The sequence below is a fragment of the Campylobacter sp. RM16704 genome (assembly GCF_000816245.1).
GTDB lineage: Bacteria > Campylobacterota > Campylobacteria > Campylobacterales > Campylobacteraceae > Campylobacter_D.
In genome coordinates this window covers 657,017-680,115 of sequence record NZ_CP007769.1, presented here as the reverse complement: position 1 = coordinate 680,115, position 23,099 = coordinate 657,017, and the positions used below count along the sequence as shown (strand labels likewise).

Annotated in this window: 23 protein-coding genes, 4 pseudogenes and 1 CRISPR repeat array (1 of these 28 cut by a window edge); of the genes and pseudogenes, 8 read left to right on the top strand and 19 right to left on the bottom strand. The window is 26.6% G+C overall.

All coding sequences use genetic code 11. The features are described from left to right. A CRISPR array of direct repeats spans positions 1-1,218; the repeat unit is 36 nt; unit sequence ATTTTATCATAAAGAAATTTAAAAAGAGACTAAAAC; it reaches 929 nt to the left of the window's first position. Positions 1,219-1,263: 45 nt separating this feature from the next. Together CAQ16704_RS03555 and CAQ16704_RS08565 are read left to right on the top strand one after the other, a co-directional pair. Further along, on the top strand, positions 1,264-1,503 hold the full coding sequence (locus tag CAQ16704_RS03555; protein WP_039666901.1) for a hypothetical protein: 240 nt from the start codon (positions 1,264-1,266) through the stop codon (positions 1,501-1,503). Beyond that, positions 1,503-1,950, top strand: a pseudogene (locus CAQ16704_RS08565) (Fic family protein); the annotation flags it as partial. The gene CAQ16704_RS03555 and the pseudogene CAQ16704_RS08565, both read left to right, overlap by 1 nt. A gap of 101 nt (positions 1,951-2,051) precedes the next feature. On the opposite strand, the gene CAQ16704_RS08515 reads toward CAQ16704_RS08565, so the two are convergent. The 6 genes and pseudogenes from CAQ16704_RS08515 to CAQ16704_RS08290 form a co-directional block, all read right to left on the bottom strand. Beyond that, complete coding sequence (locus CAQ16704_RS08515; RefSeq protein ID WP_256375737.1) at positions 2,052-2,183, bottom strand: hypothetical protein; 132 nt, start codon at positions 2,181-2,183, stop codon at positions 2,052-2,054. Between the two features lie 349 nt (positions 2,184-2,532). Continuing rightward, entirely contained in the window at positions 2,533-2,847 is a 315-nt protein-coding gene (locus tag CAQ16704_RS03545) for an ArsR/SmtB family transcription factor (protein WP_039666900.1), read from the bottom strand. A 9-nt stretch (positions 2,848-2,856) separates the two neighbouring features. Continuing rightward, positions 2,857-3,132: a permease gene (locus CAQ16704_RS03540; protein ID WP_052244988.1), complete on the bottom strand. Its 276-nt coding sequence runs from the start codon at positions 3,130-3,132 to the stop codon at positions 2,857-2,859. Beyond that, positions 3,129-3,401 (bottom strand): hypothetical protein, encoded by a 273-nt coding sequence (locus tag CAQ16704_RS08445; RefSeq protein WP_052244987.1) that lies wholly within the window; start codon positions 3,399-3,401, stop codon positions 3,129-3,131. The genes CAQ16704_RS03540 and CAQ16704_RS08445 overlap by 4 nt, the downstream gene beginning before the upstream one ends. Before the next feature lie 88 nt (positions 3,402-3,489). Next, positions 3,490-3,930, bottom strand: a pseudogene (locus tag CAQ16704_RS08560) (hypothetical protein); the annotation flags it as partial. Between the two features lie 114 nt (positions 3,931-4,044). After that, positions 4,045-4,581: pseudogene (locus CAQ16704_RS08290) on the bottom strand (S24 family peptidase); the annotation flags it as partial. 238 nt (positions 4,582-4,819) lie between these two features. Between CAQ16704_RS08290 and CAQ16704_RS03520 the strand changes: the two are divergent. Then, on the top strand, positions 4,820-6,721 hold the full coding sequence (locus CAQ16704_RS03520) for a sensor histidine kinase (protein ID WP_039666899.1): 1,902 nt from the start codon (positions 4,820-4,822) through the stop codon (positions 6,719-6,721). Positions 6,722-7,238: 517 nt separating this feature from the next. Here the strand turns inward: CAQ16704_RS03520 and CAQ16704_RS03515 are convergent. Next, positions 7,239-7,568: a permease gene (locus tag CAQ16704_RS03515; RefSeq protein WP_052244986.1), complete on the bottom strand. Its 330-nt coding sequence runs from the start codon at positions 7,566-7,568 to the stop codon at positions 7,239-7,241. 255 nt (positions 7,569-7,823) lie between these two features. Here CAQ16704_RS03515 and tatB point away from each other — a divergent pair. From tatB to queA, 3 genes and pseudogenes are all read left to right on the top strand, one after another. After that, positions 7,824-8,108 (top strand): annotated as a pseudogene (tatB, locus tag CAQ16704_RS03510) (Sec-independent protein translocase protein TatB); the annotation flags it as partial. A gap of 113 nt (positions 8,109-8,221) precedes the next feature. Further along, on the top strand, positions 8,222-8,962 hold the full coding sequence (tatC, locus tag CAQ16704_RS03505) for a twin-arginine translocase subunit TatC (protein WP_039666897.1): 741 nt from the start codon (positions 8,222-8,224) through the stop codon (positions 8,960-8,962). Further along, on the top strand, positions 8,949-9,980 hold the full coding sequence (gene queA / locus CAQ16704_RS03500) for a tRNA preQ1(34) S-adenosylmethionine ribosyltransferase-isomerase QueA (RefSeq protein ID WP_148308472.1): 1,032 nt from the start codon (positions 8,949-8,951) through the stop codon (positions 9,978-9,980). Before tatC ends, queA begins: the two co-directional genes overlap by 14 nt. On the opposite strand, the gene mrdA is transcribed toward queA, so the two are convergent. The 12 genes from mrdA to CAQ16704_RS03440 all read right to left on the bottom strand — a co-directional run bounded on the left by mrdA (position 9,973) and on the right by CAQ16704_RS03440 (position 20,685). Beyond that, positions 9,973-11,811, bottom strand: a complete 1,839-nt coding sequence (mrdA, locus tag CAQ16704_RS03495) for a penicillin-binding protein 2 (protein ID WP_039666896.1) — start codon at positions 11,809-11,811, stop codon at positions 9,973-9,975. The genes queA and mrdA overlap by 8 nt on opposite strands. After that, on the bottom strand, positions 11,812-12,168 hold the full coding sequence (locus CAQ16704_RS03490; protein ID WP_235361630.1) for a hypothetical protein: 357 nt from the start codon (positions 12,166-12,168) through the stop codon (positions 11,812-11,814). 124 nt (positions 12,169-12,292) lie between these two features. Further along, complete coding sequence (gene yihA, locus CAQ16704_RS03485) at positions 12,293-12,892, bottom strand: ribosome biogenesis GTP-binding protein YihA/YsxC (RefSeq protein ID WP_039666894.1); 600 nt, start codon at positions 12,890-12,892, stop codon at positions 12,293-12,295. Further along, complete coding sequence (gene lptA / locus CAQ16704_RS03480; RefSeq protein WP_039666893.1) at positions 12,889-13,347, bottom strand: lipopolysaccharide transport periplasmic protein LptA; 459 nt, start codon at positions 13,345-13,347, stop codon at positions 12,889-12,891. Before lptA ends, yihA begins: the two co-directional genes overlap by 4 nt. Next, positions 13,329-13,835 (bottom strand): hypothetical protein, encoded by a 507-nt coding sequence (locus tag CAQ16704_RS03475; protein ID WP_039666892.1) that lies wholly within the window; start codon positions 13,833-13,835, stop codon positions 13,329-13,331. The genes lptA and CAQ16704_RS03475 overlap by 19 nt, the downstream gene beginning before the upstream one ends. Beyond that, positions 13,826-14,314: a 3-deoxy-D-manno-octulosonate 8-phosphate phosphatase, YrbI family gene (locus tag CAQ16704_RS03470; protein ID WP_039666891.1), complete on the bottom strand. Its 489-nt coding sequence runs from the start codon at positions 14,312-14,314 to the stop codon at positions 13,826-13,828. Before CAQ16704_RS03470 ends, CAQ16704_RS03475 begins: the two co-directional genes overlap by 10 nt. A 4-nt stretch (positions 14,315-14,318) precedes the next feature. After that, positions 14,319-15,158, bottom strand: a complete 840-nt coding sequence (locus CAQ16704_RS03465; protein ID WP_039666890.1) for a septal ring lytic transglycosylase RlpA family protein — start codon at positions 15,156-15,158, stop codon at positions 14,319-14,321. Then, complete coding sequence (locus tag CAQ16704_RS03460) at positions 15,094-16,245, bottom strand: membrane-bound lytic murein transglycosylase D (protein WP_039666889.1); 1,152 nt, start codon at positions 16,243-16,245, stop codon at positions 15,094-15,096. Before CAQ16704_RS03460 ends, CAQ16704_RS03465 begins: the two co-directional genes overlap by 65 nt. A gap of 2 nt (positions 16,246-16,247) precedes the next feature. Next, positions 16,248-17,045 carry a TatD family hydrolase gene (locus CAQ16704_RS03455; protein ID WP_039666888.1) on the bottom strand — a complete coding sequence of 266 codons (798 nt, stop codon included), beginning with the start codon at positions 17,043-17,045 and terminating at the stop codon, positions 16,248-16,250. Continuing rightward, positions 17,036-18,280 carry a bile resistance response regulator CbrR gene (gene cbrR / locus CAQ16704_RS03450; RefSeq protein WP_039666887.1) on the bottom strand — a complete coding sequence of 415 codons (1,245 nt, stop codon included), beginning with the start codon at positions 18,278-18,280 and terminating at the stop codon, positions 17,036-17,038. The genes CAQ16704_RS03455 and cbrR overlap by 10 nt, the downstream gene beginning before the upstream one ends. Positions 18,281-18,340: 60 nt before the next feature. Next, on the bottom strand, positions 18,341-19,855 hold the full coding sequence (locus CAQ16704_RS03445; RefSeq protein WP_039666886.1) for a DNA repair protein RecN: 1,515 nt from the start codon (positions 19,853-19,855) through the stop codon (positions 18,341-18,343). Then, complete coding sequence (locus CAQ16704_RS03440; RefSeq protein ID WP_039666885.1) at positions 19,855-20,685, bottom strand: NAD(+)/NADH kinase; 831 nt, start codon at positions 20,683-20,685, stop codon at positions 19,855-19,857. The genes CAQ16704_RS03445 and CAQ16704_RS03440 overlap by 1 nt, the downstream gene beginning before the upstream one ends. Before the next feature lie 85 nt (positions 20,686-20,770). Here CAQ16704_RS03440 and aspS point away from each other — a divergent pair, with 85 nt between their 5' ends. Further along, on the top strand, positions 20,771-22,522 hold the full coding sequence (aspS, locus tag CAQ16704_RS03435) for an aspartate--tRNA ligase (protein WP_039666884.1): 1,752 nt from the start codon (positions 20,771-20,773) through the stop codon (positions 22,520-22,522). After that, entirely contained in the window at positions 22,519-23,091 is a 573-nt protein-coding gene (locus tag CAQ16704_RS03430) for an adenylate kinase (protein WP_039666883.1), read from the top strand. The genes aspS and CAQ16704_RS03430 overlap by 4 nt, the downstream gene beginning before the upstream one ends. Positions 23,092-23,099 lie beyond the last annotated feature (8 nt).

Genomic DNA, 23,099 nt, shown 5'->3' with positions numbered 1-23,099 from the left:
ATCATAAAGAAATTTAAAAAGAGACTAAAACTTAAAGTCTATTAATGATACTTTGTTATTTATTTTATCATAAAGAAATTTAAAAAGAGACTAAAACCTTCCGCGTGGTATTAATACCGCTCTTCCCATTTTATCATAAAGAAATTTAAAAAGAGACTAAAACCAAAACAAACTTATACCCTATGTCATAGAAATTTTATCATAAAGAAATTTAAAAAGAGACTAAAACTTGGGAAGCGTAAATAATAAATACTTAGAAATTTTATCATAAAGAAATTTAAAAAGAGACTAAAACTTTTGAAGAATTCATTACTGGTCGCGGTACATTTTATCATAAAGAAATTTAAAAAGAGACTAAAACCCAAAAATATCTTTTTTGTATTGTCTATTTATTTTATCATAAAGAAATTTAAAAAGAGACTAAAACAAAAAGGTCCTCAAGTTACAATTCCTGTTGATTTTATCATAAAGAAATTTAAAAAGAGACTAAAACTGACATTTTGGTGCCTTGTGGTCAATGTCTATTTTATCATAAAGAAATTTAAAAAGAGACTAAAACTGTTTGAATATTGATTATTCTAAACAAGTAATTTTATCATAAAGAAATTTAAAAAGAGACTAAAACAGAGTAGTTTTATCTCTTGTAGATGATCTAATTTTATCATAAAGAAATTTAAAAAGAGACTAAAACACTTATCCCCATTAATGTTGTTGATATTCTATTTTATCATAAAGAAATTTAAAAAGAGACTAAAACCAGAAGGTTTCGACTTTATGGTAACTCTAGATTTTATCATAAAGAAATTTAAAAAGAGACTAAAACATAACTTTTTTATATGCTTCATCTTTTGTAATTTTATCATAAAGAAATTTAAAAAGAGACTAAAACCTTTCTCCCTCTACCTCAATCACAACATCTATTTTATCATAAAGAAATTTAAAAAGAGACTAAAACCTAGGATGCTCTTTATCATACATTAGCTCTATTTTATCATAAAGAAATTTAAAAAGAGACTAAAACGTAATTAGAAGTGCTTATCAAATGTGTCAAATTTTATCATAAAGAAATTTAAAAAGAGACTAAAACAGAAAGGGTCAAATATAACCATTCCTGTTGAATTTTATCATAAAGAAATTTAAAAAGAGACTAAAACTTCTGAGCCCAAGGACGAGAAGTAGTAAAATTTATCATAAAGAAATTTAAAAAGAGACTAAAACATATTGTTATGATATAATTATACTTATAATTATAAAGGAGTGAAAATGCAAAAACAATACCCCGAAGTGCATAGCTTAGAAGAAAGTCTTGCGATACTTAAAAAATATAAAGATGATTTGACTAAAGAGCAATATGAAGCTATAAGATCAAATATAGGTAATTTTGCAATAGAAGATATGTTTTTGAATGAAAGAAACATTATTGATAATATCAAAATTTTAAAAGGTGAAGCGACAGCTAATGAAATCATCACTGAATATAAAAAAGAATGGAAAATATCTTAATGTGGGATTCTCAAGGAAATTTATCAGAGTTTGATAAATTTTTAATCAAAACTAATAAAATAGGTGCAAAATCATTAGATGAGTTATTTCACAAAGAAAGAGATATAACCAGTGCAAAAGCCTTGGAATTAAGCAAAAATCCCATTAAATGCAATTTTGATTATCAGCATTTAAAGATATACATAAAGCACTTTTTAAAGATGTTTATACTTGAGCAGGACAAGATAGAATGCAAATGGGACTAAAAGAAAAATTTGCAAAATATGTGCCCAATGGAGCAATTATTAATTTTGTTCCTAGAAAAGAGTTAGATAAATACTCTAAAATAATTTTTGATGAACTTACAAAAAATAATTATCTAAAAACTCCAAAGATCTAAATCATTTTGCAAAAGATTTAGCAAATTTTATGTCAGATCTAAATGCTTTACACCCTTTTAGAGAAGGATTTTATCATAAAGAAATTTAAAAAGAGACTAAAACAAAATTTGATTTTAATTCATTTTCTATTTTAGAACGCATAAATCAGACATATCAGCTTTTTTACCCTTAATGTCTTTTTTTAGCATTGAGTATAAATTCTCTAAAGACAGCACCTAAATTACCTATAACATCAAGATTATAGTCTTTATTCTCTTTTAAAAAATCATCAAATCTTTTCCATTTATCATCATCATTCATTTTTTGGTTTTTGATTTTTTCATCAAGTTTTTCTTTTATACTCTTTTTGCTTTCTTTAGCTTTGATATTATCTTTTAGCTTTTAAATTAAGTTTTCTTTAGGCCTTATTTTGGGTAGAATTTCTTAAAAATAAACTCGTGGTATTTCGCATATCTTTGCCACCTTACGAGTTTATATTTTCCACTTCTGCCATATTTTCTTTAGGATGTACATTGGCCTAGGAAGTGGGCTTAATTCTTCTAATTCCAAAGAATAAATACTATAAAAACAAAAAATAAAATTTGAAAAAATTGTATTTATCCAACCAATGCTAATATTTTAAATCATTATAGCTTTAAAATCAATCCCTTTAAAAACATTCACAAGAAAATCTTTGTAATTTTGGAATTTCTAATGAGAGTTTGTTTATATTTTTTAATATATCTTTGCAAAAATCATTGATATTTTCCTTTATACCATAATAAGCCCAAACACCTTGTCTATCCACATCTAACATTCCTGCATCTTTTAAAATCTTTAAATGCCTTGAAAGTCTTGACTGGCTCATATTTAAAGAACTTTGCAAATCACAAACACAAAGTTTTCCGTATTTTTGCAAAAATGCTAAAATCATAACCCTGCTTTCATCATTAATCGCACCTGTAATTTTTAAAAAACCATTCATAATTAACCCTTATATATAAAACATTAAAAGTCCAAAACAAATTGCTATAAAAACAATTGCACTAGCAAATAATACTAAAAAACTTGTTTTAAAAAATCTTTTTAACAATACAAGTTCTGGTAAAGAACACCCTGCTCCAGCTATCAAAAAACTCATCATTACACTAAGTGGAATGCCACTAGTTGTTAAAGCTAGAGCAATAGGTATCATAGCAGTACAATTCATATAAAGTAAAACCCCTATAAAAGCAGCTATAAACACACCATAAATTCCATAATCTTTCATATAAGTTTCAAAAAAATTTGAGGAAAAAGACCATGTATAAATGCACCAATACCCATACCTATAATTATATAAGGTAAAATTTTTTTATATTCTTTAAAACTTTGAAAAAATATTTCTTTGATTTTGTTTTTCTTAGCTTGAGTTTTAAAATTAAAAGCTTTAATAGTGTTTTTAGGATTTTTTATAAAAATTAAATTAGTTTTATTGTTTTGATAATTAGTATTTTTAGAACAACAAGTTTGGAAAGTTTCCTTTAAATCATTTTGCAAAAAATCTGTCGGTGGAAAAATAAAAATACACTTTTTGGTGTAATTTTAATTTTCCACAAAGCTTAAACTTAAAATGTAATTATTATATTTATTTTACTTTATTTTTCCAAAAATCAATATTTTTTTATCAATTTTGGATTTATTTCAGCTTCTTTTATTAAATCATTTATACAATCAATTCTTTTTTGCCTAGATTTAATGGTTTTTAGTTTCTTAGCGTCTTCATAATACTTAACACATTGATTTTCAAAAAGACTTACATCATAATTATCTTTTAAAAACTGAATGATATCAGCAATTAAACCATAAGCTTTAGGGTGTCTTTTTTGTATTTTTTCTTTCATTTCTAATGCAAGTTTTTCTATCTTCTGCAGTATCTTTATTTTTTGATTTTAAAGCTATATCAACGCTTTCTTCTGCAATTTGAATAAATCTTAACACTTCTACATATTCATCATTTATTATTTAAAAGCAAGTTATGTAAAAATTTTTCTTGCTCATTTATAGAAAGGCTTTTGTATTCTTTATATATTCCTTTATATGAGTCTTCTATTTTTTCTAAATCTTTTTGTTCTTTTTTTATTTTAAATTTCTCATTTATTTTTTGCATTTTTTGCTTATATTTATTCCAAATTTCTTTTAGCGACTTATTTGATATGTCTTTATATAAAGGGTTTAAAGAGTGTAAAATTACTCCATTATCTTGTTTTAAAACTTGTTTGATAAAAAGTCCATCTTTAGTATTGACTACATAAATACTTCTATCTTTGATAATTGGTTCCATGCTTTCACCATAGCAAGTAATAAGCTCACAATCTTTTGTTTTAAAAAAATCTAATATCTTTTGATCTATTAATATGTTTTCAAAGTCTAAAATATCATTAATACCACCTCCACCTAAGCTAGCATTGGTTTTATATAGTTTTAAAATTTTATATTTGTATTCACATTCTAATTGATCTTTTGGAGAGCTTCCATAAAAGAAGTAATTAATACTAATATTTCTTTTTTCTAAGAAATTTAAAATATGTGCATAAGGAATGGAGTTTCTAAACTTCATTGAGTTAAATGTGTCTGGGTGGATACCTAATTCTTTAGCTATATCTTTTGTTTTTAAATTATTTTTGCCTTCACTTGCAAGTATGTCTTTTAACTTCTCAATTACTTCTTGCATTTGCATGTTAAATCCTTTTATTTTAATTTAAAAGAATTTAACAAAAAATTACAAAAAGCAATGAAAAGATTTTATTTTGAAAGGTTTAATTATAAGTATAATTTTTACACTATTAATTGATTTTAAAAAAACAAATTTTTCATTAAATAAATAATAATTTATAATCTTAAATTGATTTTTTAATATATAAATTATATAATCCTTGCCAATTAAAGAATCAAAGCCATCAAAAGGACTTATATTAATGAAAAGCTTTAATACCATAGTAACAACCAGAACAATCAAAAGTGATTCTAGTATTATGAGATTAAATCCAATTAGCGAAGCAATCAAGAATGCTATTGATGCAAAAGCAACTCATATTGATATTTGTTTTGAAGAGTGCGAAAGCGATGGTTTGTTTGATAATAGTATTTCTATCACCATTAAAGACAATGGGGCCGGCTTTAATTGTTTCGATGATCAATATATGCAAAATAGATGGACGCATTATAAAGGTGGAGATTATATTAAAAATACTTTAGGAGGAAGAAGCAGAGGCCGATATTCTTATCTTAAGTTTGTTGATTTTGAAAATGAATGTTTGAGTGATATTAAAATATATACAAAATATAACAATAAAAGTTATAGCGTTATCTTTCAAGGTGAAAATCAGAATATAGGATTTAGCGTCAAAGAAGAAGTTGCAAATCACACAGAAAATTTTACAACGAAATTATATATCAAAAGACTAGGAAATAAATTTATTAATGGCAATACAATAGAACAGATGATTGAAAAAGCAAAAAAAGAAATTATAGTTGAATTTTCAGATAAACTTCTAAAGGGTATAACTTTATCTATTAACAATATAAAAATTAATGTTGAAGAATATATAGAAGAACAACTGGAAAAAGAGTATGAATTAAAAAATGGACAAAAAATTAGTGCATATATGGTTGTTTGGAAAAATGAGATTGATTTGGCAATCGATAAAAAGCATGTTTTTTTATTTAATATTGATAACATTCCTCTTGGAAAAATACCATCTGGTTGTCAAAAATCAATATTTAACTGTCATACTGTATTTTTAACGAGTAGCTGTTTTGAAGAGGATTGTGAATTTATCGATATTAATCCTAACTATAAAAAAATTATAGAGGAAGCCAAGAATTTATATAAACCTGACTTAGATAAATTATTATATAAAGTTTGGCTTAAAAATGCAGATTTGATGGCTAATAAATTAGCAGAAGAGAGTGAATTTTTCAAAGATGAAACCGATAAAATGATACAAGAAAAAATTAAAGAAGCGTATATGGTTTTATCTTTGCCGTTGCTTATAAAACAACATAATATTAATCGCAGCAACGCATCATATTTTAGCAACTCGCTAATAGGATTAATTTCAGATAATTCTTATAATACACTTGAGAATTTGGAACTTGTTTTTAATTTAGAAAAAGAAGATCATGAAGTTTTTAATTATGTAAGAGAGAATGTTAATATTCTGAATCTAATAAAAAAATATTATAATTATATATCAAGACTTGATTTTTTACAGCATTTTGAAAATTTGGTATTAAACGAAGGGAAGGCAGAAACAAAGGAAAGAAAGGAGCTACATAAAATTGTAGAAAATAATTTATGGTTGTTTGATGAAGAATATCTAAATCTTGATTTTTTTAGCGATCAATCATTAAAAGGAATTTTTAATGAAATAAAATTACCAATAAATATAGATAGTGAAAATCAATTAAATACAATTCCAGATATTTTTATACCTCGTACTAAGGATAATGAATTAATACTTATCGAGTTAAAATCACCAAAAGTAGAAATAAATTCATCAATACTTACTGATGTGTTTAATAAATATATCACTAAAATTCTTAAATCATTATCAAAGCAAGGAAGTAATATTGATTATGTGAAGGCTATATGCATTTCATCAAAAAAGCAAGAATTTACAGGAAGCTTAACTGGAGATAAATATAGCATAAATCCAATGACTTGGAAAGAAATAATTAGTGTAAGAAAAAAAGACTTGGAAAACCACATAAAAGATGTTAAAAGTAATTTATCTTTATCAAAATATAAAGATATTCACAATTTTAAAGAAAAAGAAATAAAAAGGGAAAGGGTTGACAATTTAAAAAAAATATAAAAATTTGAATATTTTATATAGCAAAAAATTTCCAATATGATAATTATCTAAGCAAAACTATATTTTATTTATAACTACCTGTCTATTATTTATTTTTTAAATTATCTAGTAATGTTAAGCTTTGTACGTAACTATCCTCCAAACCTTAAAGCTATATAGATAGTTACATATTATTTTTGTATAAAAAGTGGTTAAACTATGATTATATAGTGTTTTATAAAGATAGTTACATTAAAAACAAAACATAAGTTTATTTTAAGTAAAAATGTAACTATCTTTGGAGAGTAAAACATTTTTTAGGATTTAAAATTTAAAACTAAACTTCGCCTTTACATGCCTTTTAAACAGTATTTAATCACTTTCTTGGGATAAAACGGATATTTTGGGATATTTGGGATATTTTATGCTTTGAATTGAGAAAGATAAAAATGTATTTCTATAAGCTTTAAAAGCCTATTATTTAGCATTTTTGCTAAAATTATTTAGAGATAGTTACATATTCTTTTTAAAATACCCCTTACAAAATCTTTGTTAAAAAAATTTGAGTATTTATTTTAGAAACAAAAAACGCAATTAATATAATTACAAAAAACAAAAAGCCTATATAAAATAATGAAAATTTAAACCCAAAACTTGCTATAAACATAACAACTATAACAGGATTAATCAAAGGTGAAGTGATAAGATAAGCTATGCAAACTCCAAGAGGTACTTTAGCTTTTAAAAAAGCATTTAAAAGCGGAATACTAGAACATGAACAAAAAGGAGTTAAACTACCTAAAATAATTGCTTTAATATAAGTTATAAAAGATTCTTTTTTTAAATGTTCTTTAAAAAAAATTAGCATAACGTTCGTTGATAAAAGCTACCAAAGAATTCACTAAAATAAACAAAACAGATATTTCAGCAAATAAAATAATAAAATCTTTTATAATCATAAAAATTGTATCTATAATATTACCTTTACTTTTTTACAAAGTATAGTAAAAATATATAATTATATCAATATATATTTATATATTGATATAATATTTAAGTAATAAAAATTTTAAGTAATTTTATGTAAAATGCATATCATATTTACTTGAAAGAAGATAAAACAATGAGTTTTGGTGAGATTTTAGTTATTTTAGTTATAGCCATTCTAGTTCTTGGACCTGAAAAATTACCTTCAACTATAGTAGAAATTGCAAAAATTTTAAAAGCTATTAAAAACAATATAGATGATGCAAAAGCAAGCATTAATAAAGAACTAAAAATAGCAGAACTAAAAGATGAAGCACAAAAATACAAAAATGAATTTTCACAAACTAATGAAAATATTAGAAAAAAATTAAGCTTTGAAGAATTTGATCAACTCAAAGAAGATATTTTGAATAATACCAAAGAATTAAAAGCAGAAATTAATGATTTAGAAAAAGATATACAAGAGCTTTCGCATATAGAAGAAAAAGCTCAAAAAGATGATGATAAAAATACTCAAAAAATGGAAAATTAAGAATGTTTGAAGAATTAAAACCGCATTTAGTAGAACTTAGGAAAAGATTATTTATAAGCGTAACTTGTGTTGTTGTAATGTTTTTTGTATGCTTTAGTTTTAACAGTTATATTATAAATATACTTAAAGCTCCAGTTGAAGCTGTTTTGCCTGAAATTTCAAAACAAATGACTTTCGTTGAATTGCAAGAGCCTTTATTTACAGCTATGAAAGTCTCATTTTTTACAGCTTTTTTAATTTCTTTGCCGATAATTTTTTGGCAATTTTGGAAATTTGTTGCACCTGGTCTTTATGATAATGAAAAAAAACTAGTGGTTCCTTTTGTAAGCTTTGCTAGTATTATGTTTGCTCTTGGAGCCTTGTTTTGCTACTACATAGTTATACCTTTAGCTTTTAAATTTTTAATTGACTTTGGGGTACAAACTCAAGATTTTAAACCTTTAATTAGTATAGGTTTGTATGTAGGATTTTTTACTAAACTGGTGATTGCTTTTGGATTAGCATTTGAAATGCCTGTAATAACTTTTTTCTTTGCTAAACTTGGACTTATTGATGATGCTTTTTTGAAAAAACATTTTAGAGTTTCAGTATTGGTAATTTTTGTTTTTTCAGCTATGATGACACCACCTGATGTTGTATCACAATTTTTAATGGCAGTGCCTTTATGTGGACTTTATGGAATTTCAATTTATATAGCTAAAAAGGTTAATTCTAGCAAAAAAGAAGATAATGAAAATGAATGAAAAAGATCTTTTGCTTTCTAATTATGATTATAACCTACCAGCTGAACTTATAGCAAATTATCCTATTTTACCTAAAGAAAATGCAAAACTTTTAGTATATGAAAGAAGCAAAGATCAAATTTCACATTTACATTTTAAGGACTTAGCTAAAATTTTACCACCTTGTGACATTGTTTTTAATGATACAAAAGTAATTAAAGCAAGAATTTATGGAGTTAAAGAAAATGGAAGCAAAATAGAGCTTTTTATAAACAATCCATTACAACATAATGATTTTTTAGTTCAAATTCGCGGTAAAGTTAAAGATGAGCAAATTTTATATTTTGAAAATTCTTTAAAAGCTAAAATCAAAAAAATCAATACAGATGGCACTAGGGTTGTAGAATTTTTTAATGATGAAAAAATCTTTAACCATCATGAAGTTTTCGAAATTTTAGAAGAAATCGGACACATACCTTTACCTCCATATATCAAAAGAGCTGATGAGACTGATGATAGTATAAATTATCAAAGTATTTTTGCAAAAAATCAAGGGGCAGTTGCTGCACCTACTGCTAGTTTACATTTTAACAAAACAATGATAAGTGAACTTAAAAATAATCATCACAATATCTACACTATCACGCTACATGTTGGAGCTGGAACTTTTAAAGGTGTAGAATGTGAAAATATCAAAGATCATAAAATGCATTCAGAATTTTTTTATATCAATGATGAAACTTGTGCTTTGATTGATTCTTCTAAAAAAATACTGGGTGTTGGTACAACCGTTACTAGGTGTATAGAGTATTATCATAGAAAAAAAACAAAAGAAGGTTTTTGTGATTTATTTTTACATCCACAAAATAAACCTCAAAGACTTGATTATTTACTTACTAATTTTCACTTACCAAAATCAACACTTATTATGCTTGTAGCTTCTTTCATCGGTAGAGAAAAAACTTTAGAAATTTATAATGAAGCCATTTTGAATAAATACCAATTTTATTCATATGGCGATGGAATGTTGTTTATTTAACTTTTTTCTTGATATATTTTTTATCTATATATCCTAAATCTATAAGTTTTTGATAAATTTTAGCAAGCATAGGACCACCTGTACTACTACCGCTTTTTCCATGTTCTATTAAAAGCACAACAACATATTGAGGCTTTTCATAAGGAGCATAAGAAGTGATCCAAGCATGTGATCTTAAAAAATACTCTAAATCTTCTTCTTTAATACGTTTTTTCTCGCTTTGCGAAATCCCTACTACTTGAGCAGTTCCTGTTTTTGCTGCTATGGTTATAGGTAAATTTTTCAAATATCTTGCAGTTGTACCGCCTTGTTCATTAGCCACTTCATACATTGCACGCCTCAAAAGTGGTAATTTTGAAAGTTCAAAGGTAGTAAAAACACCTTTATTATTATTATTATTATTATCAAAATTTAATTTTGTGATATTATCATCTATGTTATACAAAAAATGTGGAGTAACATTTTTTGATGTTGCTATCATAGCTGTAAATTTAGCTACTTGCATAGGAGTAGCTAAAAAATCACCCTGTCCTATGCTAGTATTTAAAGTTTCTCCTTGATACCAAGGTTGGTTGTATTTTTCTTTTTTCCACATTTTGCTAGGAACAGTTCCGATAAATTCATTAGGCAAATCTACTCCTGTTTTTTCTCCAAAACCAATTCTTTCAAAAACAGAACTAATGATATCAATTCCAACTTCTAAAGCACCTTTGTAAAAATACACATCACAACTTTCTCTAATAGCATCATTCATATCCATAAAACCATGTCCTATTGTTTTCCAACATCTAAATTTTCTACCACCTAGTTCAAAATTTGAATCACATAAAAATTTTTGATTTTCATTGAATTTTCCGCTATTTAAAAAGGCTAATGCTGTTCCCATTTTAACAACAGAGCCTGGGGGATAAAGCCCATTAATAAGTTTATTAGTAAAAGGATGATTTAAATCATTAGAAAGTCTATTCCATTCTTCTTGAGTAATACCAGTAACAAAAGGATTAAGGTTATATTCAGGAAAACTTCCAGCAGCTAAAATAGCACCACTATTTACATCCATAATAATAGCAGCACCTGCTAAATTTTCAAAAAGAGCAGCTAGATATTCTTGCAAATCAAGATCAATATTCAATGTTATATTACTAGAAATAGGTCTTTTATACGAAAGTTCTTCGATTTCTTTATTTAAGGCATCGACTTTACTAATTTTTTCACCTTTTTGACCTTGCAAAATATCATTATATGATCGCTCAATACCACTACGTCCTACATAACTAGTAAGTCTTGCTATTTCATTTTCATTCATATCATTTAAATTTGCTTTTCCAACATAACCTATAACATGACTAGCTAAATCATTATATGGATAAAATCTTTGAGTTGTAGATTTCACTTGCATGTTTTCACGTAAATTAAGTTTGGTAAAATGTTTTATCATCATATCATACTCAATAAAAGGTACCACTTCTATATAGTCTTGGTTATAATAAGAATCACCTTTAATGTATGTTTTTTTTAATTTAGTGATATTTAAATCTGGAAAAGCTTGTACTATAGCTTGTAATTCTTGTTCTAAAAAAATATTATTATTTTTCTTAATATATAAATAAGGTTTTATAGATATAGTAAAACCCAATTTATTTACAGCTAAAGGTCTTCCTTTTATATCTAAAATTTGCCCTCTTATTGGTGCTAAAAATTGCGTTTTTATAGCGTTTTGTTTTGCAATTTCATCATAATATGCATTTGATTTTATACTAATATAATACACTCTAGCAAGCAAAAGTATAAAAAAACAACCTATAAAGCCCATTACCAAACGCATACGCATTTAAATTTTTCCTTTAAAAATCAAAAAAGACACTAAAGCCTCAATAATAAAAAACCACAAATATTCTATACCAAAATTTAAAATTCTATTATTATCTAAATATGCCAAAAAAATATCAAAAAAATAAATAAAAACATAAGCACAAAAAGTGAAAATAACCAACAAGTAGTGTCCTAACTTTAATTTAATTTTAAACCAATCAACAAAAAAACGATAAAAAATAAAAAACGCTATCCAAGAACTAAAAAGATAAAATCCATGTATTATATCTATAAAGGAAAGGTAAAACAATGAAAAATACCATCTAAAATCAAGCTTATTTAAAGTTCTTTCTTTTTCTTTCAAAAGCACAATCATATAACAAAAAAACACTCCAAACAAAGGTGGCAACCAATAATAAACAGAACTTAATATTTGATAAAAAATCAAAAATAAATAAAAAAATAAATAAGACAAGTCAAATCTATTTTTTACTAAATTTCTACTCCTCATTAAAACCCAAGCTCTCTAAGATGATTTTTTGTTCTAATTTATCAATACCACTTTTTTTCAAATTTGAAACCATGATGGCATTTTTATTTGCATTTAATATTTTTGTTTTTTGGCTTTGATTAAGCTTATCTACTTTTGTAAAAACCGTTATTTTTTTTTGATCCCCTCTAATAAAAGAATCTAAATATAGATCCAAATTAGCATCGATATCCAAATTATCATGTCTTGAATCCACTAGATGAATAAAAAGTTTAATAGAATTGCGCTCTTTTAAAAATTCATCTAGGTTTTTATTCCAAATAGCCTTGGTTTTTTTACTCACTTTAGCATAACCAAAACCAGGTAAATCGATAAACATTAGCTTAAATTTATCCTCATCTTTTTTACAATCGACTTCAAAAAAATTAATAAGCTGAGTTTTACCTGGAGTAGAAGAACTTTTTGCTAGATTCTTATTTTTACAAAGCGTATTGATTAAAGAACTTTTTCCTACATTAGAACGTCCCAAGAATGCAATTTCTGCATATATAGACTGTGGTGCCTCATCTATTTTAGAAGCAGAAGTTAAAAATTTAGCATTTAAAATCATTCTTTTACTTCAAAAACAAATTTAACAGGATTTTTATCTTTACTAAAAACTCTATATGTCATATTTTTTCTATCAATTATAATTTTATCACCAAACAATTCTTTATTAGTTTGTTCTTCTGTGATTTTAGCATTACCATTAATTTCGTAGGTATCTTTATTTACATTATAAACAAATTCGTTTCCGCTCCCATAGTATATTTTATCTTTCATTGTTATTTTAAATTTTGCATTATTTGTAGCTATATATTTTATAGGTCGCTTATTTTTCATATAAATAATTAATTTTTGTGAATTTAAAATATCTTTGCCTTTTTTTACTTCAACATCACCAGTTAAAACACTCATCTCATTTTTTTCATCTAAATAAAAATCTTTTGCATAGACTTCTATTTTTTGCACACCTAAGGCAAATATATTAATTAAACATAAAAAAACTATTGCTCTAAAAACCATGCCTTTATTCCTTGAATTTTTAATTCTTTCTGATTAACATCATATAAAAAATTATCTCCAAAAATCTCATTTAAACCTATATATGCTTTAAAATTATCATTAGAAAATAAAATTTTTTTTTGCTCATCATAAATGGCTTTTTGGGTTAAAATAGTTGTTTGGTTTTTATCAACATAAGTAACATTACCCTCTAAAATAGATTGTTCTTTGTTTTTAGTTAATAATTTTGAGCTTAAATTATAATCAATTGCTTGTATTTTTAAATTATCAAAAATGTCTTTATCTTGATATTTTACCCATCTACTAGCTTGATAACTCACCTTTGTAGTAGTATTATTAAGCTCATAATCAAATACATCAAATGCTTGTATATTAGCTACATCAATTTTTTGTGGCTTTATAGCAAGAAAATAAGGATCTTGAGTACTCAAAATAACCATAGCAAAAACAAATAAACTCATTATTGTTGTAAAAATTTTTATCGCCAAAGCTTATCCCATTGAGCTTGCATATTGTTATATTCTATTAAAACTTCTATCATTTCACTAACTGCTCCACTACCACCCTTTCTATTTAAAACTTTGTCAGTTTTTAAAGCCTTATGGGCATCTTTTGGCTTAAAGCTATAACCAACTGCTTCAAGCAGTTTTATATCATTATAATAATCTCCAATAGCTGCACATTGAGAAAAATCTAAATTTAATTTATCTATAATCTCTTTAGCACAAGCAAGTTTATCACTAATTCCTTGATAAACTAAATCAATTTTTAAATCTCTAGCTCTAAAATATACACACTCACTTGTTCTACCTGTAATAATGGCAACTTTTTTACCAAGTTTTTGCCAAGCTTCAATAGCAGCACCATCTTTTACATTAAATTCTTTGATTTCTCCATAATTTTGAGTGTAGATGATTTTACCATCTGTTAAACAACCATCTACATCTAAAAAAATAAGCTCTATCATGATTTTACTCTCTTACTATAAATGCACCAGGAAAAGATCCACTATCAACAAAGTCTCTTGCTTCTTGCTCACTTCTAAAGCCCTTTAAAAATACTCTATGCAAACCATCTTTAGCACTTGTTTGTATAGTTGAAGTATATGAATTATAATTTTTATATCTATTTGCTATTAACTCTGCTCCGCTTTTATTTCTAAAGGCACCAATTTGAACCATAAAAGATCCACCTTGAAAAATATGCCCACTATCAACTATAGCTCCACTACTTCCTAAATTAGAATTTGTATGTACTGAACCTGAATTTGCACTTGTACCAAAACCTATTACCTCAAGTCTTACGGGAGCTGTCCCAGAATGTATCATATCAATATCTCTTGCAGCCATATTAGATAAGTCAATTATTCTTCCCGCTACAAAAGGACCTCTATCGTTAATTCTTACTGTAGTTTGACGATGGTTTTTTAAATTAGTTACTTTCACTATGGTATTCATAGGTAAAGTCTTATGGGCTGCTGTATAAGCATGTTGATCATAAGTTTCACCATTTGAAGTTTTCTTACCATGAAAGCCAGGGCCATACCAACTAGCAATACCATCTGCAGTTTCACCAACTTCAACCACAGTTGGATAATAAGTCTTTCCATTAATAGTATAAGGTTTCATTGTTCCTTTTAAATTAGTATTATTATGTTTAACACTTTTAAAATCTCTTTCTGGATAATACACAGTAGGTGTACTAATAGGCACTATACTACAAGCACTAAAAAAAATTCCAACACAACTAACGACTAACGACTTTTGTGTGAGAATTTTTTGGTAATTTTTGAGTTGTTTTAATTTTTTCATCACTTTTCTCCTTAATTTTTAACACAAGCTTTTGATTGATATTAATTAAATTTCCTTTAATTTTATTATATTCTTTAATACTTTCGACACTAATTTTATGCTTTTTTGCAATAGTATATAAGCTATCTCCTTCTTTTACTATATAAATTTTAGTATAAGGTATAGTAGTATCAACTTTAGTCAAAGTAGATTGTTGCAAAGCTTTTTCAACTTCTATACTTTTACTTAAAGGAATATACATGTAATAGTCTTTTTTATCAGGGGGTGTAAAATCATAGTTAAAATGCGGATTATAATGTTTAAATTCATTATATGACATTTTAGATATTTTCGCAATTTCTTTTAAAGATACACTTGGTGGAATAGATATTTTTTTAACTTCATTCGACAAAGCATAATTTAATAATGCACTATCTTGAGAAATTAAAAAATCATTATTGTTGGCTAAAAATGCCATAGTAAGAATTTTTCTAATAAATGCCCTAGTTTCTAAAGGAAGATATTTTTTGTCAGGATCAAGTAAAATCTTCAAATCATCACTTTTTGCTTTTTTTATAGCTTGTCGTAATTTTCCATCACCACAATTATAGGCTAAAATTGCCAAATACCATTTCCCAAACTGCTTTTTTAATTGTTTTAAATAAGTAATGGCCGCATAAGTTGACTTAACTAAATCTTTTCTTTCATCTACATAAGGATCAACACGTAATCCTAATGTCTGTGCTGTTGGTTTCATAAATTGCCAAATGCCTACTGCCTTGGTTTTTGATATACTATGAGTCTTTAAACCTGATTCTACAATTGCTAGATATAAAAATTCTTGAGGTATATTTTCTTTTTCTAAAATTTTACGAATAATAGGAGTAATTTTATAAAATTCTCTCATAGTATTTACCAAAGTTTTAGAGTGTATATCTATAGATGATTCTTTAAATTCTAAGAAAATTATATCACTTAAATAGTTTGCTTCAATATCTAAATTTCTTAAAATTTGTGTCTGTTGTGTGTAATACTCTGGAGTAAATTGCAATGCTTTTGCATTTAAACATAATAATATTAAAATAAAAAAAATCAAATTTTTTCTCATAATTATAAACCTTGAAAAAATAATCTATTTGCATTATTATTGGTAAGTTTAATTATTTCATATTTATCTAGATTTAATATTTGAGCTATTTTTTCAGCCACATAATGTGTTAAAATAGGATCATTTATTTTGCCTCGATACGGCTCTGGAGATAAATATGGTCCATCAGTTTCTAAAACAAGTTTATCTTTTGGAATTTTAGGTAAAATTTCGACTAAATTTTTAGCATTTTTAAAAGTCAAAACTCCACCCATGCCAAAATAAAATCCGTTATTTGCTAATTGAAGCAAAAGTTCACTAGCATTAAAACAATGCAAAACTCCACCTCGTAAATCTTGTGCATAAGTTTTTAAAATATTAAAACTATCTTCATTAGCATCACGAACATGTATAATCAAGGGTTTTTTATATTCTATAGCAAACTCAATTTGTGTTATGAAAATTTCTTTTTGCTTAGTTTTTATATGCAAATCATCACTCTTTAAACGATAATAATCAAGTCCACATTCTCCAACTGCTACACATTTTTTATCATTAATAAATTCTTTTAAAATATCCAAATCAAAGTCATCTATATCATAAGGATGTACTCCACATGCAAAATACACATTTTCATATATATGTGCAATCTCTCTTGCTCTTGGCAAATCTTTAATATCCGCACCTGGAATAATAATTTTATCCACGCCATTAACAAAAGCATGTTTTAACATTTCATCTAAAACACCAAAATAAGCTTGATTATCCAAATGACAATGAGTATCTATAATTTTTTCTATAAAACTGCAGTCTAAAAACATACCTCTACCCTATTTTTACCATTCGCTTTTGCTAAATCTAAAGCTTTTTGAGCGTTATTCATTAAATTTTGAATTTGGCTTCCTTTTTCTCCAAAAGCCACCCCAATTGAAACACTATAATCTACTTCATCTAAAGCTATTAAAACATTCTCTTTAGCTATATTTACTCTAATATTTGAAAAAACTTTTAAAGCTTCTTTATTATTGGTGTTTTTTAAAACTACATAAAATTTTCCGTTTTCGATTTTAGTTGATAAATCCATACCTCGAATTTGTTCTTTGATTTTTTTAGCTGTATGTTTGATTACACCATTACCACAATCATAATTAATCTCATAGTTTATTGTAGCAAGATTATCTATATCAATCAAGGCCAATGCCATTTCCTCATTTTCTTGTATATCATCTAAATAATCTAAGAATTTCTTTTCAAAAGTAGAATAATCATCAAGTCCTGTTAATAAATCTTTGTTTAAACTATATTCGTTTAATAAAGTACATTTTTGCATATAATCTAAACAATTATTTACTCTACAACTTAGTGATTCTTTTTGGAAAGGTCTAATAACATAGTCATTAACCCCCTTTCTAAATACTCTAGCTTCCAATGCATCGTCTTTGTCACCAACCATAATTATGCCAAGTTCTATTTTAGAATATTTATTACGGATTTCTATGAGTAAATCTTCTCCATTAACCACAGGCATAATTGCATCACAAATTACCAATTTTGTATCAGGATTATCTCCAAGATAATTTAATGCTTCCTCTCCATGTGCAGCAGCTAAAACATTAAAAAGTTGTTTGTTTAGATTTTTTTTCATTTCTGCACGTAAAGTCACATTTGCAATAGCTAAAATAATTTTAATTTTATTGTTTTTTTGAAGTATTCTAACAGAATTTAACATTTCGTCAATACAGCTTTCACTATCTTTTTGTATATAACCAATAATATCTTTTTCCATAAATTTTTTACGTATTTGTTCATCATGATTTCCAGTTAGAACTATAGTTGGGATATTTCTATCTAAAACCAAATCTACGACTTCGCCATTAATAGCATTTGGCAAACAAATATCCACAAAAGCCATAAAATAGTTATTTTTTACTAGTTCTTTAGCACTATTCATATCAAAAGCAATATCTACTTTTAAATCTAATGTATTTTCTACTTTCTTTGCTAAAAGTTTTGTAAGCATCTTATTATCATCAATAATTAAAATTTTTTCTTCCATAATCAACTCTCTTTGCAATTTGAATTTTTATTATAACATATACAAATTTACTTTTTATTTCTAAAGCAAAGTTCTAGTAAATTCTAATGCTTCTTGAGTGATATTTTCTCCACTCACCATTCTTGCTAACTCTCTTACTCTTTCTTCTCTTTCTATCTTTCTTACCCTGCTTTCATTTCCTATTTTTTCTACCAAAAAATGGTTATTTGCTCGTGATGAAAGTTGCGGTAAATGTGAGATTGCAAAAATTTGATAAAATTTAGCAAGCTCTTTTAAAACTTCAGCTATACTCATGGCCTCTTTTCCACTTAAATTTGCATCAATTTCATCTAAAAATATAATTCCTTTAGCTTTATTAGTTACATTACATTCAGTTGCTATAAAAGAAAGTCTTAAACGATTTATTTCTCCTGAGCTTAAATCTCTCAAACTCGTTTCGTTAATGTTTAAACCAACCTCATCTTTACCTAAAATGCTCAAAGCATAATCTTTAAGTTCTAATTTAACTTCTTTCATATAAAGTTTTTCAAGATAAAAATTCAGTAATTTTTCAAGCTCTTTTAATCTTTTTTTACGCAAAGTGCTTAATCTTTGACTTTTCTCATCTAAAAGTATTTTAGCACTTTGAACTTTTTCTTCTAACTCCTTTTTTTCAAAACTTAAATTTTCATAATGAGCTAATTCTGCTTTTTTCTTTTCTAAAGCTTCTAAGGCTTCTTCTATGCTTCCATATTTTGAAATCAAAGAAGAAAGTTTTTCTATCCTATCAAGCACTTCTTCTATATCAAAATCAAAATCATCGAAGCTTTGATTTTCCCACACAGCCCTTAATTCATTTAAACACTCTGAAAAAAATGAACTATCAACATCACTAATTTGCAAAGCTTCAATCACTGCTGATTCTAACTCAAAAATTCTACTTGCCCTATTCCAAGCAGCGTCAATTTTGTCTTTTTTAGAAAGTCTTTTTTTAAAACTCATTAATTCATCAAATTCGCCGATTTTTGGGTTAATACTTTGAATTTTTTGTATTTCAAAGCTCGTAAATTCTTTTAATTCTTCTACTTTTTTTTCTTCTTCTTGAATTTTTTCTAATTTAGTTTTATTTTCTATATATTCTTTATAAATATTTTTATATTCATTTAAAAAATCTTGAAATTTCTTATCCTCTTTTGATTGCATAAAATCAAGTAAGTTTAAAAATCTTTCATTTGAAAACTCATTATTTTCTTTAGCTGAAAGATATTTTACAAATTTCTTAGAAAGCAAGACTAAATTCTTTTTTGAAATAAGTTGATTATTGATAAAATAACGCGAGCTTTTATCTTTTAAAAGTTTAAATACATTTAATTCTTCATTTTGAATACCAAACTCATCTAATTCAAGCTCATCATTTAATAAAATTTCCACCATTTTAGCTTCACTCTCACTTAGAGCAAATGCTGCCAAAATGGCCTTAAAAAGCACCGATTTTCCAGCACCACTTAAGCCAGTAAAGACAGTAAGTCCCGCTTCTAATTCTAATTTTGCTTGTTTAAAACCTAAATTTTCTTTAATCAAAATACTTTCTATCATCACTTACCCCAATTTAACTTTTCTTTTAAAACTTGGAAATAATCTCTATCTTTTTTATGTATAAAACTAAGTTCTTTTTTACTAAGTCCTATAAGAATTTTATCATATTCTTTAGGATCAATCACTTCTTGCCCATCTAAATATAACAAACAATGTTCAACTTTTAATTCTAGTTCAAAGCCATATGGCAAAACTATAGGTCTTTGAGTTAAAGAATGTGAACAAACAGGAGTTAAAACAAAAATTTCACTCCAAGGATGCACTATAGGTCCACCTGCACTAATATTATAAGCAGTTGAACCACTTGAACTAGCTATGATTAAACCATCTCCATAATAAGCATTAAAAAGTTTATTTTCAAAAAAAACTTCCACATTTGCCATTAAAGCATTATCGCGAGAAAAAACCGCGTCATTAAAAGCAAATTTTTTAATGATTTTATTTTTTTTATACAAGGTAATTTGAAGCATTTTGGCTTTTTCTATTTTAAAATCATCTTTAAAAAAATCTTTAAAAAAACTTTCCACCTCACTAAAAGAAAAGGCAGTCAAAAAACCTAAATTTCCTGCATTTATACCTAAAATAGGCTTTTTAGCTTGATAAGCTTGTCTACATAAAGACAAAAGTGTCCCATCTCCACCAAGAGAAATCAAAAAATCTAATTTTTGCAAATCTTTAAGATTAATTTTTTCCTGCTCTAATAATATAAGCTCTATATTTTTTTGCAAAAAAAATGTTTTTAAGAAAGTAATTTGCTCACTTAAATTTGTATTTAATCTACAAAACAAACCAATTTTTTGAATTTTTTCTATATTTATACATTTTTTCATAAAAAAATTATAACAAAACTTAGCTAAGCAAAAGAATAAAATACTATAATAATGAAATTAAACAAAATTAAGCTAAGGAAAAATTTTGAGAACGCATTATAATACAGAGCTAAACATACAAAATGTTGGCGAGGAAGTAACATTATGTGGTTGGGTAAATTCTTACCGTGATCACGGAGGTGTAATTTTTATTGATCTTAGAGATCGTAGTGGGCTTATACAGCTAGTATGTGATCCTGCAGATAATCAAGAATCACACAATATAGCTTCATCAGTAAGAAACGAATATGTTTTAATAGCACAAGGCAAAATTCGTCCACGTGGCGAAGGACTTGTGAATCCAAAATTAAAAACAGGCGAAATAGAAGTTGTTATAAGTAAACTTACTATTGAAAATGAAAGTGCGGTAATACCTTTTGCAATAGGAGATGAAAGCGTTAATGAAGAATTAAGATTAAAATATAGATTTTTAGATCTAAGAAATAAAAAACTTTATGATAATTTTGCATTAAGATCAACTGCTTGTATAGCAACAAGAAATTCTTTAGCAAAAATGGGATTTTTAGAAGTTGAAACTCCTATTTTAACTAAAGCTACTCCAGAAGGTGCTAGAGATTATTTGGTTCCATCGCGTGTTCATCAAGGTGAATTTTATGCCCTACCTCAAAGCCCTCAACTTTTCAAACAACTTTTAATGTGTTCAGGGTTTGATAAATATTTTCAAATTGCTAAATGTTTTAGAGATGAGGATTTAAGAGCAGATCGCCAACCAGAATTTACTCAAATAGACATAGAAATGAGTTTTTGTGAGCAAAAAGATATCATAGCTATGGCAGAAAATTTGCTCAAAGATATTTTCAAAGCTTGCGGAAAAGAAATTAACATACCTTTTAGGCAAATGAGCTATAAAGAAGCTATGGAAAACTACGGTTCTGATAAGCCTGACTTAAGATTTAATATGAAATTTATCGATGTGATTGATATTTTTGCAAAATCAAATAATGAAATTTTTGCAAATATCGCAAAAGATACGAAGAAAAATCGTATTAAAGCCTTAAGAGTTCCAAAAGGTGATACGATTTTTTCTAAACGCCAAATGCAAAGATTTGAAGAATTTGTGCGTAAATTTGGGGCAGCGGGACTTGCATTTATACAAATGAAAGAAGATGGTCCTAAAGGTCCACTATGTAAATTCTTTAGCGAAGAAGACTTAAATGCTTTAATCCAAAGATGTGAATTAGAAGTTGGTGATGTTGTGTTTTTTGGAGCTGGAGCTAAGAAAACTGTGCTTGATTATATGGGTAGATTTAGATTATTCTTAGCTGATGAAATGAAAATTATTGATGAAGATAAATTGGAATTTTTATGGGTTATTGATTTTCCTATGTTTGAACAAAATGATGATGGAAGTTATTCTGCAATGCACCATCCATTTACCATGCCAAAAAATATTGATGAGCAAGATTTAGAAGAAATTAATTCTATTGCACACGATGTAGTGCTAAATGGTGTAGAATTGGGTGGTGGTAGTATAAGAATTCACAAAAGACCTATTCAGCAAAAAGTATTTAAACTTTTAAATATTGATGAAGAAGAGCAAAGAAAGAAATTTGGCTTCTTGCTTGATGCACTAAGCTTTGGAGCACCACCACATGGTGGTATAGCAATAGGCCTTGATAGGCTTATCATGCTTTTAACAAAATCTTCAAGTATTAGAGAAGTTATAGCATTTCCTAAAACACAAAGAGCGCAATGTCTTATGACTCAAGCTCCAAGCGAAGTAAGCAATGAACAAATGAGAGAATTAGGTATAAGATTAAGGGAGAATACTAAATGAAACAATTATTTTTAATCATAGGCGCACCAGGTAGTGGCAAAACAACTGATGCAAGCATTATAGCTACAGATGATGCAAATATTACTCATTATTCTACAGGTGATTTACTAAGAGCAGAAGTAGCTAGTGGAAGCGAACTTGGAAAGACTATTGATAGTTTTATTTCTAAAGGAAATTTGGTTCCTTTGGAAGTGGTAGTTAATACTATCATCACTGCTTTAAAAAATGCACCAACTAATACTATATTAATTGATGGTTATCCAAGAAGTGTAGAACAAATGCTTGAATTTAATAAGGTACTAAAAAATCAAAGCGAAGTAAAATTAAAAGGTGTTATAGAGGTTAAAGTTAGCAAAGAAGTTGCTAGAGAAAGAGTTTTAGGACGTGCTAGAGGTGCTGATGATAATGAAGAAGTTTTTAATAATAGAATGAAAGTTTATTTAGAACCTTTAGAAGAAATAACAAATTTTTATACCAAAGAAAATATTCACTATATTATAAATGGTGAAAGAAGTATTGAAGCTATCGTAGCTGATATGAAAAATTTAATCAATGATTTATTAAAATAAAGGATGCA